The 11504-nt window shown below is 69.1% G+C and carries 10 protein-coding genes and 1 pseudogene; 4 read left to right on the top strand and 7 right to left on the bottom strand.

The window, feature by feature from the left end; translation table 11 throughout:
- From VD972_RS13735 to VD972_RS13705, 7 genes are all read right to left on the bottom strand, one after another.
- Positions 1-1310 (bottom strand): vWA domain-containing protein (locus tag VD972_RS13735; RefSeq protein ID WP_324986529.1); only part of this gene is annotated, 1310 nt, incomplete at its 3' end.
- A 16-nt stretch (positions 1311-1326) separates the two neighbouring features.
- On the bottom strand, positions 1327-2268 hold the full coding sequence (locus VD972_RS13730) for a hypothetical protein (protein WP_324986526.1): 942 nt from the start codon (positions 2266-2268) through the stop codon (positions 1327-1329).
- A 104-nt stretch (positions 2269-2372) separates the two neighbouring features.
- Positions 2373-4325 (bottom strand): methyl-accepting chemotaxis protein, encoded by a 1953-nt coding sequence (locus VD972_RS13725; RefSeq protein WP_324986524.1) that lies wholly within the window; start codon positions 4323-4325, stop codon positions 2373-2375.
- Positions 4326-4436: 111 nt separating this feature from the next.
- Entirely contained in the window at positions 4437-4880 is a 444-nt protein-coding gene (locus VD972_RS13720; RefSeq protein ID WP_324986519.1) for a hypothetical protein, read from the bottom strand.
- Between the two features lie 249 nt (positions 4881-5129).
- Positions 5130-5771, bottom strand: coding sequence for a hypothetical protein (locus tag VD972_RS13715; protein WP_324986516.1), 642 nt, complete (start codon positions 5769-5771; stop codon positions 5130-5132).
- A gap of 10 nt (positions 5772-5781) precedes the next feature.
- Entirely contained in the window at positions 5782-6495 is a 714-nt protein-coding gene (locus VD972_RS13710) for a hypothetical protein (protein ID WP_324986513.1), read from the bottom strand.
- Between the two features lie 5 nt (positions 6496-6500).
- Positions 6501-7118: a hypothetical protein gene (locus tag VD972_RS13705; RefSeq protein ID WP_324986510.1), complete on the bottom strand. Its 618-nt coding sequence runs from the start codon at positions 7116-7118 to the stop codon at positions 6501-6503.
- Between the two features lie 296 nt (positions 7119-7414).
- On the opposite strand from VD972_RS13705, the gene VD972_RS13700 reads away from it, so the two are divergent.
- The 4 genes and pseudogenes from VD972_RS13700 to VD972_RS13685 all read left to right on the top strand — a co-directional run.
- On the top strand, positions 7415-8797 hold the full coding sequence (locus tag VD972_RS13700; protein ID WP_324986507.1) for a hypothetical protein: 1383 nt from the start codon (positions 7415-7417) through the stop codon (positions 8795-8797).
- Between the two features lie 63 nt (positions 8798-8860).
- A complete protein-coding gene (locus tag VD972_RS13695; protein ID WP_324986504.1) occupies positions 8861-9982 on the top strand; it encodes a DNA alkylation repair protein in 1122 nt (373 codons plus the stop codon).
- A gap of 99 nt (positions 9983-10081) precedes the next feature.
- Positions 10082-10861, top strand: a complete 780-nt coding sequence (locus VD972_RS13690; RefSeq protein WP_324986501.1) for a DUF4328 domain-containing protein — start codon at positions 10082-10084, stop codon at positions 10859-10861.
- Positions 10862-10893: 32 nt separating this feature from the next.
- Positions 10894-11504 (top strand): annotated as a pseudogene (locus VD972_RS13685) (hypothetical protein); the annotation flags it as partial.

Below are 11504 nucleotides of genomic sequence, written 5' to 3'. Positions count from 1 at the left end.
AACTTCACCTCGTACAGCGCCGTCACGGTGTGCGCCGCGCCGATGTCCCCCGCGTCCACCTTGTCATTGGCGAAGTCCTCCTTGTTCAGCAGGCGGTTCTCGAAGCCGATCAGCCGGTAGCGAGAGACGACCGCCTTGTCGAACTCGAGCTGCACCTTCACGTCCCGGGCGATGAGCTGGAGCGTGCCGGTGAGCTGCTCGACGAAGAGGCGCCGCGCCTGCGGCAGCTGGTCCACATACGCGTACTGCCCGTCGCCCACCTGCGCCAGCCGTTCCATCAGCACGTCGTTGTAGTTGCCCATCCCGAAGCCCACCGTGGTGAGCCGCACGCCGCGCCGCGCGTACTCCTTGATGGACTCGAAGATGTCATCCGCGCCGGTGATGCCGTTGTTGGCCACGCCGTCCGAGCACAGGATGACGCGGCTGACCGTGCCCTCGCGCACCTGGCTGGCGGCGATGGCGTATGCCATCTCCAGCCCGGCCTGGACGTTGGTGGAGCCCTCCGGCTTCAGCGACTCGATGGCCGAGAAGATGCGCGAGCGGTTCGTGGCCCGCGTGGGCTCGAGCACCGTGCGGGCGCTGTCGCCGTACACGACGATGGCCAGCGTGTCCCGCGAGTCGAGCTGCTCCACCAGCAGCGCCAGCGAGCGCTTCACCAGCCCCAGCCGGTTCTCCATGGCCATGGAGCCGGACACGTCGATGGTGAAGACGAGGTTCGCGGGCTGGCGCTCGGAGGCGCTCACCTCGCGGCCTTTGATGCCCACGTGGAGCACGTGGTAGCCGCGGCGGTTGGGCGACGGGAACGCCTCCACCTGCACCCCGAAGGGCGCGTCGCCCGGATTCGGGTAGTCGTACTTGAACGCGTTGATGAACTCCTCCACGCGGATGCCCTCCTCCTCCGGGAGGTGGCCGCGCGCCAGGTACGAGCGCGCCAGCGTGTACGAGGCGCTGTCCACGTCCACCGAGAAGGTGGAGACAGTCTCCTCCTCCGTGTCGATGGTGGGGTTCACCCCGTAGTGCTTGAAGTACATGTCCCCGAACGGCTTGCCGTTCACCACCGCCAGCCCGGAGAACTCCGCCGAGTCCTTGCCCTCCAGCTTGGAGCGGGAGTCGATCTCCTGGGGCTGCCGCGGGGGCCGGGGGCGGCTGTTGCTGATGGACTCGTTGCTGATGGACTCCGTGCTGGACTGTCCAGAGTCCTCGGGGGAGGCCGCCGGGGCCCTCATGGCGCAGCCCGCCCCCAGGGCGAGCAGGGAGGCCACCGAGAATGCTGCCAGCGCGAGCTTCTTCATCGTCATTGTCGTCTTCATGGTGTCCCTCTCGCTCTCAGAGGCCCGTGGTGGAGATCGTCACCGGAATCGCAGGGAGGGAGGACTCCTCCCCGGTGGCCGCTTCCACCGGCACCGGACGGGACGATACCACCGCCCTCGAGGGCTTCCGCTCAGGCGCGGGGCGCGCCACCACCAGCCGCCGGATCTTCCCCACCACCTGGTCCGCCAGCTTCTGCGTCGCGCTCGCCAGCATCTTCTTCTTCATCCACTGCGTCTTCAGCTCGTTGTGCCAGAGGTTGACGCGCTCCTGCTCGTGCACCCGCTCGTTCACGGTGAAGAGCAGCGTGCCCGTCCTCACGTCGAACAGCGTGGCCTCCAGCACCCCCGCAGTCTCCAGGGTGTGCCCCGGCAGGAACAGCGCTCCCAGCACGGTGAGGTAACCCCACGCCACCGGGTTCATGTACGAGTCGTCCACGAAGCGGTGCCGGTAGATGAGCAGGTAGTCGCAGCGATAGCGCGCCGCCAGCTCCCGCAGGCCGGAGATGCCTCGGTCCACCGGGAAGTCCGTGGACACCTCGCTGGCCAGCTCGAACTCACCGGACGCATCCAGCGCATCCGACAGCACCGCCGTCACGGCCGGGAGCGGCACGTCCATGTCCAGCGCGTAGGCGCCCTGCACCGGGACGATGCCCACACGCGCCTTCTCCTCGAGGAACACCGGAGCCGCCAGCACCTCGCGCAGCGCCCCCTCCGAGATGCTGCCTGCGTTGTCCCGGGTGAAGTGGTTCTCGGTGAGGACCGGAGGCGGCGCGGGCTCGTCCGACATGGACTCGGTGCTGTTGAACGACATGGGCGCCAGCTCGGCCGCCAGCGGCGCCCGGGACGTCGCGCACCCCGTCCCGCTCAGCAGGGCGAGCAGCGCCATATAGAGGAGGGTGTTCGAGGGCTTGGAGCGACGAGGGCGGCGCGGCAGTGAGTGAAGGGAAGTGTGCGACATGAGTCCTCCGGGCTTCCGGCCAAGGGTGACCGGGACGCACGGAAAGGTCTCACTGGCGGCCTCGGGAAGCTTCCAGGCCGCCTCATTTCTTCCTCACGGTTTGCTCATGCGGGGCCGCCGCCTGGGCGTGCCGCGTGCTGCGTGCTGCGAAGGTGAGGCTCAGTCACCTGGAAGAAGCCCATCAGCTGCAGAAGGTTCTCCGCCTGCGACGACAGCTCTTCGGCCATGCTCGACAGCTCCTCGGCCGCCGAGGCGTTCCGCTGCGTCGCCTGGTTCACGCTGAGCATCGCCTGGTTGACCTGGCCGACGCCCGCCGACTGCTCCTTCGACACGGCGGCAACGTCCTTCACCAGGTGTGCGGTCGTCCCAATCGATGGGACGAGCTCGCGCAGCTGCGCTCCCGAGCGCTCGGCGATCTGCACGCTCTTCGACGCGAGTGAGACAATCTCCTTCGCGGAGACCTGGCTCCCCTCCGCGAGCTTGCGCACCTCGGATGCGACGACGGCAAATCCCCTCCCATGAGCGCCCGCGCGCGCGGCCTCGATGGTGGCATTGAGCGCAAGGAGGTTCGTCTGATACGCGATCTCTTCGATGACGGAGATGCGCGAGGCGATCTGCTTCATCGCCTCCACCGTCTCGGAGACCGCGCGGCTGCACGCCTCGGCGTCTGCCGCCCCCTTGATCGCGATCGTCTCCACGCGATGGCTGCTGTCGGCATTCTGGGCGATGGACGCGCTCATCCGGTGGAGGTTCGATGCCACCTCCTCAGCGGTCGCGGACTGCTCGCTCGTGCCGAACGAGAGCGCCTGGGACATCGTCGACAGCTGCGCTGACGCCGCGGAGAGCGCAGCCGAGCCAGCGCGAACCTCTCCAATCACCTGCGCCAGCCGGTGTTGCATCGAGCGGAACGCATCCGCCAGCATGCCGATCTCGTCGTGTGACTGGTGGTCGAGGCTCCCGGTGAGGTCGCCCTCCGCGATGCGCGTGGCGACGGCAGCGATCCTTCCCAGGGGCTTTGTGAAGCGACGGACCACGAGGATGACCGCGAGGCCCAGCGCACCGAGCGCGAGGACGCCCAGCAAGATCGTGAACTGGCGCAGCTCGTCGGCTGGCGCGAGCACCTTGTCGAGGGGTGCAAACACAGCGAGCGCCCACGGCGTCGTGGTGTGGCCGACGCGGAACGGGACCACGACCTCAATCGCCTCGGCGTTGAGGACCTCCGAGTGGACACGGGCGGTAGCCACGCGGGTGCTCGAGAGCGTGGACCTCATCAGCGTCTCGGCGGGCGAAGTACCGATGGGCTGTGCGCGAAGCTTCTCCGACGGATGCGAGACGAACGCGGCATTGTTGGAGATGAGGAGCGCATGTCCCGTCTCGAAGGGGCGGATCTTCGAGATCTCCTGCTGGAGCTGCTCGAGCGAGAGATCCACGCCCACCACCCCGAGGAACTTGCCGTCGATCAGGATCGGGACGATGACACTGGTGATCAGCGTCGGCTTGCCGACGATGGTGTAGCTGTACGGGTTCATGATGACCTCTCTCCCGCTCTTCTGCGGGAGGAGGTAGTAGTCGCTGGGCCCCCCCAGGGTTGTGTATTGGTAGTCGACGCTGGGCTCGAGCCTGATGTCTCCAGCGCCACGGTTCCAGTAGGGGAGGTACCGCCCCGTGACGTCCGTCCCAGGCGTGTTCACGAAGCTCGCGTCACGGCCGTCGAACGCGTTCGGCTCCCACACCGTCCAGATGCCGAGGAGCCCTGGATTCTCCTCCAGGACCTTCCTGAGCAGTGCGTCGCCGTGGCGGCGTTCGGTCAACCCAGAGGTCTTCTGGGCCACGAAGGCCTGCGCCACCGTTCTGGCGGGGATCATCGCTTCATCGAGCCGGGCCTTGATCATGGCCGAGTAGCGCTCGGCCACCTGGGTCGCGGTCTGGGTCGCCTGCTCCTCAGCGACATGCGACAACCGCCGGTTGACGACGAAGACGAGGATGCCGAGGGCGAGGGTGATGACGCCGCAAAGGGCGACGAGCAGCTTCGTCGCGAGGCTCTTCCGGAGTGCCATGGTTGGGTGCGCTCAGTAGAGCATGGAGCACCATGGCAGTCCCGAAAGCGGTCTCCCGACCGTCCGCACGCACGCTCGGCATCGGCAGTGAGGGGCGGACGGGCGCGCTGACTAGTAGTCGATCTCCATGTGCACCTTGAGGACCGTGCCCTCGGGCAGCGCCGGCAGGGTGCGCAGGTGGACCGTCAACGCCGTGCTGCGCCACATGCTCGTCTTGAGCTCGAACTGGAGGCGCTGATCAGCGCGCAGGTGCTCGAACTCGATGCCCCCTCCATCGCTGGAGTGGAGGTAGCCCGACACCCGCGTCACCCGATCCGACAGCTCGAGCCAGGCGCTGCAGCGCAGGGTGAACCCGGCGCAGTACCGGCTCACGGAGATGTTGGCCATGCCCCCCTTCTCCAGCTTCACGTCGAAGCTCATGTCCTGGCGGGCGTTGGCTCGCATCCCGGGAGTGGCCAACAGCTGCTTGCGCTTGTCCGCCATGTGCTCCATGGCCCGCGCGTAGAGCACATCCGAGAATCCCGCCATCGCATCGTTGAACGACGTGGTCGACATATGACCGCCCTCCCCACTTGAAGCGTTGCTGGAGAGCAACCACTGCAACGTAAGGGCCACTGGGCCCTCAGACGTGCTCTCAGAGGGCCGCTTCGCTGGACCCTCGCTGTCGACACGTCGAGTCATGGCCCCGAGTGCCGGGCCGACATGTCGAGGGCGCAAGATTTGCGGGTGAACACGCATGTGCGTGAAAATTTTTCGGCGGGGCTGTGCCCTCGAGACAGGACAACCCCAGGCGCCCACATTCACCTACGCGCGGGCCACCGTTACCACGGCCGGCAGCGCCTCGCCCTCGGTGGGGTGGGAGGCCTCCGCGAGCGCCTCGATGCGCAGCAGCAGCTCCTCGATGTGGGTGCGCTCCATGCGTGCGGCAGAGGGGTTTCCCAGATCCGAGAAGCGCAGCAGCGTGAGCTGAGCGGCCAGATCCTCCACCAGCCCCATGCTGTGCTCGAGCTCAGCGACGGCGTGCTCGTGCAGCCGGGCCAGCCGCTCCTTCACGCTGGCGGGAGCGACGGCGAGGGCGACCTCCATCTCCTCGATGCGCCGCAGCTGGGAGCGCAGCCGCAGGACGAACCGGTCCAGGAGCTGGTGCTCCCGGCCCTGCTCGGTGGCCCACGCGCGCTCCGCCGAGGCCTGCCGCCAGCACTCCTCCAGCCGGCCGGCCACCTCGTCCAGCCGCCGAGCCCGCTCGCTTCGGCCCTCCGTCACCGCACACCCCACGGCCTGCCCCGGTGCCAGGAGCACCGGCAGCATGAAGGGCCAGAGCACGAGCGCGACCAGGGCCTGGCCCGCGCGCACCTGGAAGGTGTCGCCTCGTCCGCGCACGAACACGAGCACGGCCGACAGCAGGCCCAGGACGACATATGCCTCGAGAATCCAGAGCGCAGTCATGGCCGCCTCCTCAACCCAGCGCGTTGAAGGCCCAGAAGCCCAGGGCCAGGGTGAACGCCAACATCATCCAGGAGATGCGCGCGAGGATGCCCACGCGGAAGGCATCCTCCTCGGTGAGGCTCATCGTGGAGGCTCCCAGCGCACTGCGCGTCACCTGCTCGGCCATGAGGCGCAGCAGCCGGTGGATGCGCGCGCCCGCTGCGGCCCCCGCGAGCAGGAAGGACGAGGTGAGCATGAGGGGCCCGCCCCACTCGGCGTTGAGCCTCGTCAGCATGTAGAGGGGCGAGGCGAGCCCCGCGAGCAGCAGCGAGCCCGTCGCCGCCGCGGCGAGCAGCGCCGCCACCAGCCGCGCGAGCGGGACGCGGGCCGCCAGCAGGATGCCCGTGGCGTAGATGGGGCCGAGCGAGGCCGCGAGCGACATCAGTACGTTGAGCGAGGCCAGCACCGCCGAGCCCCACCAGGCCTCCTTGCCACGCGCGACGGTGGCCGCCGCGGCGAAGAAGCTGGTGCAGCCGGCGATGATGCCCACCGAGCCGAGCACCAGGCCCTGGAGCCGCTGGGGATCCAGGAGCCGCTCGGTGACGGCGGCGGGATCTCTCAGCAGATCCACCAAGAGGGGCTGGCTGCCGCTGGGAGTCGTAGAGGCCTCGGCCTCCGCCAGCGGGGTGCGGTCCTCCGAGGACCAGGGGACGAACGGAGAGAGCTGTTCAGAGAGCGCCTGCATGGGAGTCACCAGAGCCAGGTGTGGATGTTGAGGAGCGCGGAGTTGATCCGGAGGACGAAGACGGCGCCGAGGGAGAAGATGAAGGCGCGGGACAGCCACCGCGCGGCCTTGGAGGTGTCGAGCGTGACGATGACCCGCGCCACCAGGGCCGCCACGGTGGCCAGGGCGAGGCCGGGCACGAAGAGCAGGGGAATGGGCAGGTCAGCGCGGGACTTCACGGCGACGACGGAGATGAAGCCCATGAGCGGGAGCACGCAGGTGGCCACCACGCCGGCCGCGAGCAGCCCGAGCGCGGTGGAGGCCAGGAAGGCGCGAGCCGGGATGCGCAGGCGCAGGTAGATGGCGAACACGGTGGTGCCGGGGATGACGACGAGCAGGGCCTCGAAGACGGCCCGGAGCACGTCGAGCCGAGGCACGAGCCGGAAGCCCGACAGCGAGATGCAGCCCGCGAGGGCCGACGCCGCCGCCACGAGGAAGATGCCGAGCGTCGCCGGCGCCAGGGTGGCCGACAGCGGGCGCCGCGCCAGCTCCAGCGCCGAGCGCGCGGGCCTGTCCAGCAGCCGCAGGAGTGAGTCGATCAGGTGCGGGCGGTCCACCGCCACGACCACGGATGTAGAGCCCATAGGGCCTCCTTCGAGGGCGCTTCAGCGCGCCGCTGGCGGGAGGGAGCAAGCACCGTGCCCCCGGGCTCCTCGTGCGGAGACGGCCCGAGGACTCAGGCGCGCCCAGGTAGTGCGTGGCCGAGGTATGTAACGCGTTACCCAGGTGCCCCAGGAGCTACCGGGTTCCCGAGAGGCGCCGGGCCTGAATGGCTCGGCGGAGCGGCGTTCTCCACAGGCGTTGAAAGATTCGCGCCACACCCCCTTTCTGTCCGGCGACTCTCCCGCGAGACTGAGGCCCTCTCCTCTCGAGGTACTTCATGTCGCGTTGGCTACGAACCCTCCTGCTCTTGAGTGCGGGCGCTGCCCTGGCCGCCTGTGGCGAGAAACAGGACCCGGATCCGAACCCGGACCCTGAGCCTGATCCGCTGAAGCTCACGCTCTTCGTGGGAGCGGAGGGCTCGCTGATCTCCTACGACGTCGAGACAGGCCAGCAGCGGCCCGGCGCGGTGCCCGAGGTCTCCAGCCCGGCGGATCTCCAGGTGCTGGAGGACGCCACGGTGCTCGTGAACCTCACGGTCCGCAATGAGGTGCTCGTGGTGGACGGGCGTACCCTGGAGGAGCGCGCCCGTATTCCCTCGAGGGGCGAGCGCCCGAACCACTCGTACGTGAGCCCCTCGCGCAACGGGAAGCGCTACTGGCTGACGCTCAACGATGGCTTGAGCAGCAAGCCGGAGGCCAGCACGGCGCTCTTCATCGACGCGGCCCAGGGCAGCCCCACATACCTGCAACCGGTGGGTGAGGTGCCTCTGGGCCGAGGCCACCACAAGGCCACCTTCAGCAACACACGCGAGCGCGTCGTCATCAGCAACATCGCCGACTGCAGCAATGTGCTGAGCGTCTACGACTACTCGGACGTGAAGAACCTCCAGCGGGTGCTGACGCTGTCGGCGGTGGACCTCGGGCTCACCTGCACGCTGAACGCTCCGCTCGCACCCCATGGCTGTGCGACTTCGAAGGTGTCCGGCCGGGCCTACTGCAACCTCACGGGCCCGGGGATCCTCGTCTCCATCGACGTGGATGCGACGCCCCCCACCGCCCAGATCCTCTACACGGGGGGCAAGGGGGGAGGCCACACCGTGGCGCATGCGGAGGGGCGCTACCTCTACTCCGTGCAGGAGCTGCCGCGCGAGGGCAGTGCGACGCACCCGGGCGCCCCGTGTCAGGTGGGTCAGCTCGTGGTGGTGGACGCCAGCACGGACAGCATCGCCGGCCAGGTGCCGCTGCTCTACCGTGGGCCCTCCTGTGCGGCCCCGCTGGCGGGAACGGATGAGGCGAAGGCGACAGCCTCCCACCTCCTCCTGAGCAAGGATGGAAAGACGCTGTACGTCACCGCCTCGGGAGCTTTCGATGATGCGGCCTCGCGCGTGCGTCAGGAGCTGGTGTTGGACCTCTCGCAGCCCGCTTCTCCGACTCAGCGCACCTCCATCCCCGTGGGGGCCAGCCTCGGCAGCCACCCGGCCGCGCTCTCCTCGGAGGGGCGCTACCTCTTCATCGCCAACACCGTGGACAACACGCTGAGTCAGATCGACACCACCACCAACACGGTCGTGTCCACGCTGAACCTCCCCACCAACGCCAAGACGCTGAGCCTCTTCAGCTCCGCCGACGGGCCGAGCGAGCACGCAGGCTCCATCCGCTGAGTCCCCACATTCCGCCCCACGCGGTGGTGGAGCCCGCTGGGACGCGGTAGACCGCTCCCGCCCATGGCCGAGTCTCTCAAGACGTTCTTCAACGAGGGGGTGGTGCGGCGCATCGCCACCCTGCTGCGCGCCGCGTACCCCGCTCTCCCCGAGCGCCGCTTCATCTCCGAAGCCTCCGAAGGACTGGAGGCCCTCGAGCTGATGGACCGCGCCCGCCACATCATGCGCGCCATGCGCCGCGCGCTGCCCGAGGACTTCGAGCTCGCGGCGCGCATCCTCCAGGACTCGCTGGGGCCGCCACTGGAGAGCACCGAGGGCCATGGCATGTCCGTGTTCCTCTACCTGCCCCACGTCCTCTACGTGGCCGAGCATGGGCTGGCGCACTTCGAGCCCGCCATGCGCCTGCAGCACACGCTCACCCAGCGCTTCACCGCCGAGTTCTGCATCCGTCCCTACCTCGAGCGCTACCCACGAGAGACGCTCGCGCGCCTGCGCCAGTGGGCGGAGGACTCGAGCGTGCATGTGCGGCGCCTGGTCTCCGAGGGCACCCGGCCCCGCCTGCCCTGGGCGCCTCGGCTCCGCGCGTTCCAGGAGGACCCGCGGCCGGTGCTCGAGCTGCTCGAGCTCCTCAAGGACGACCCCGAGCTCTACGTGCGCCGCTCGGTGGCCAACAACCTCAACGACATCGGCAAGGACCACCCGGCACTGCTCGTGGCCACCTGCGAGCAATGGAGCCGGGGCGCCTCGCCCGAGCGGCAGTGGATCATCCGTCACGCCCTGCGCTCCGCCGTGAAGCGCGGAGAGCCTCGTGCCCTGGCCCTGCTGGGCTTCGAGGGGCCGGCCGCGCTCGAAGTCACCGCCACCTTCCACCCGCGCCGCGTGCGCATGGGCCAGTCCGTGCAGGTGCGGCTCCAGGTGGCCAACCCTTCTCCAGAGAGACAGAAGGCCGTGGTGGACCTGGCCGTGCACTTCGTGAAGTCCAACGGCGCCACCCGCCCCAAGGTCTTCAAGGTGCGCGCGGTGGATCTGGCGCCCGGGGCCTCCACCACGCTGGAGAAGACCGTGTCCCTCCAGGCCCTCACCACGCGCCAGCACTACCCGGGGCCGCACCGCGTCGATGCGCTCGTCAACGGCCAGGCCACCCCCGTGGGCCTCTTCACCGTCTCGCCCGCCGCCCGGACCTGAGGCGGGAGCCTGGAACACCGGAGCCGGGCGTGGATGTCACACTTCGAGCACGGCTGGTACGATGGTGCTCGCACCTGCCGGAGCTGAAGTGACGCGCTGATGACCTCTGCCTCTCCCGCCATGGCGCGCGACATCGCCTGCCCTGAGCATCCCACCTTCAAGCCGGTGGGTACCTGCTCGCGGTGTGGCCGCTTCGTCTGCGCCCGCTGCGAGATGTGGGGCGACTTCTGCGCCGCTTGCGAGCACCGGCGGCTCCGGGAGCTGCCCTCCCTGCGCACCCGGGGGCTCCTGGCGCAGGGAGCGCTGGGGCTCACCGCGCTGGGGATGATGCTTGGGGCGGGCCTCGACGGCTGGCTCATCTCCCAGCTTGGCGGCGAATGGGTGGCCCAGGACGCTGTGATGACGCACCAGCGGTTCTCCGGTCTGCTGAGCGTGCCGTTGCTCGCGGCCACCGGGCTCTCGGCCCTCTTCTTCCTCCGGTGGCTGCACCTGGCCGTGAGGACCGCGAAGCTCCTGGGCCTGGAGCCCGGGACGACGCCAGCATGGGCCGTGGCCTGGTGGTTCATCCCCCTGGCCCACTTCTATGATCCGTACCTCGTGGTGCGCGGCCTGTGCCTGTGCCTGGGCGGCGCTCGCAAGGCGATGGCGGCAGTGACGGCCTGGTGGACCGCGTGGGTGCTCGGCGGCATTGCCTGGTTCGTCCAGCAGTACCTGTTCTGGACGCTCGACTCGGAGCCCCTCCTCCTCACGTCGGCCGTGCTCGCGGGGTTCACGGCCCAGGTGATCCTCGGCTTCGGCGCACTGCTCTGCATGGCCGTCATCGGGCAGCTCCAGGCCCTGACCGATGAGTGCATGGAGGATGTGGCGGAGGCCTCCTGAGTTCGGCCTCTCTCAGGCTACAGTCGCGCCCAATGAGCACGGCCCTCGAACTGGTGCTGGAGTCCGGAGACATCACGGAGACGCGCGCGGATGTGGCGCTCTTCAAGTACTCGCAGCGCTTCTATGGAGCGTCCCAGGCCGTCGCCCAGCGGCTGTCCGCGGCGGGCGTTGACTCGGCGCAGCTCGAGGTGGCTCCGGGGGACTTCCGCTTCCTGGAGACGCGCGGGGGGCTGACGTCACCGCTGGTGCTGTTCCTGGGCACCGTGCGCCTGGGCCAGTTCGGCTACCACGAGATCCGTCAGTTCGCGGTCCGCGCGCTCAAGGCGCTGGAGTCGCGCTCGGGCCTGCGGCACATGGCCAGCACGGTGCACGGACCGAACTACGGGCTGGACGAGGATGAGGCCGTGCTCGCGTTCGCGGGCGGGCTGGTGGAGGCCTTCCAGCGTGGCAACGGGCCCCAGGGCCTGGAGCGTGTCACCCTGGTGGAGATTGACGCGCGGCGCGCGCTGCGGCTGCGCAAGGCGCTGGAGCGCGGGCTCGGGGGAACGCCTGGAGTGCAGGCCCTGCCAGGTGGCGGGGGCTTCCGCGTTCAGCGCATGAGCGCGTTCGTCCAGGCCCCGCCCATGGCCACGGCGGGCACGAT

This window comes from Hyalangium sp. (assembly GCF_035629615.1).
In the GTDB taxonomy this organism is placed as follows: domain Bacteria; phylum Myxococcota; class Myxococcia; order Myxococcales; family Myxococcaceae; genus Hyalangium.
Note: the sequence above shows the minus strand (reverse complement) of the source record. Positions and strands in the feature narration are given on the sequence as shown.

What these genes read in the sequence shown, in the direction of transcription:
- VD972_RS13730 (WP_324986526.1), bottom strand. Translation starts at nt 2,268, where the DNA reads ATGTCGCACACTTCCCTTCACTCACTGCCGCGCCGCCCTCGTCGCTCC.
- VD972_RS13725 (WP_324986524.1), bottom strand. Translation starts at nt 4,325, where the DNA reads ATGGCACTCCGGAAGAGCCTCGCGACGAAGCTGCTCGTCGCCCTTTGC.
- VD972_RS13720 (WP_324986519.1), bottom strand. Translation starts at nt 4,880, where the DNA reads ATGTCGACCACGTCGTTCAACGATGCGATGGCGGGATTCTCGGATGTG.
- VD972_RS13715 (WP_324986516.1), bottom strand. Translation starts at nt 5,771, where the DNA reads ATGACTGCGCTCTGGATTCTCGAGGCATATGTCGTCCTGGGCCTGCTG.
- VD972_RS13710 (WP_324986513.1), bottom strand. Translation starts at nt 6,495, where the DNA reads ATGCAGGCGCTCTCTGAACAGCTCTCTCCGTTCGTCCCCTGGTCCTCG.
- VD972_RS13705 (WP_324986510.1), bottom strand. Translation starts at nt 7,118, where the DNA reads ATGGGCTCTACATCCGTGGTCGTGGCGGTGGACCGCCCGCACCTGATC.
- VD972_RS13700 (WP_324986507.1), top strand. Translation starts at nt 7,415, where the DNA reads ATGTCGCGTTGGCTACGAACCCTCCTGCTCTTGAGTGCGGGCGCTGCC.
- VD972_RS13695 (WP_324986504.1), top strand. Translation starts at nt 8,861, where the DNA reads ATGGCCGAGTCTCTCAAGACGTTCTTCAACGAGGGGGTGGTGCGGCGC.
- VD972_RS13690 (WP_324986501.1), top strand. Translation starts at nt 10,082, where the DNA reads ATGACCTCTGCCTCTCCCGCCATGGCGCGCGACATCGCCTGCCCTGAG.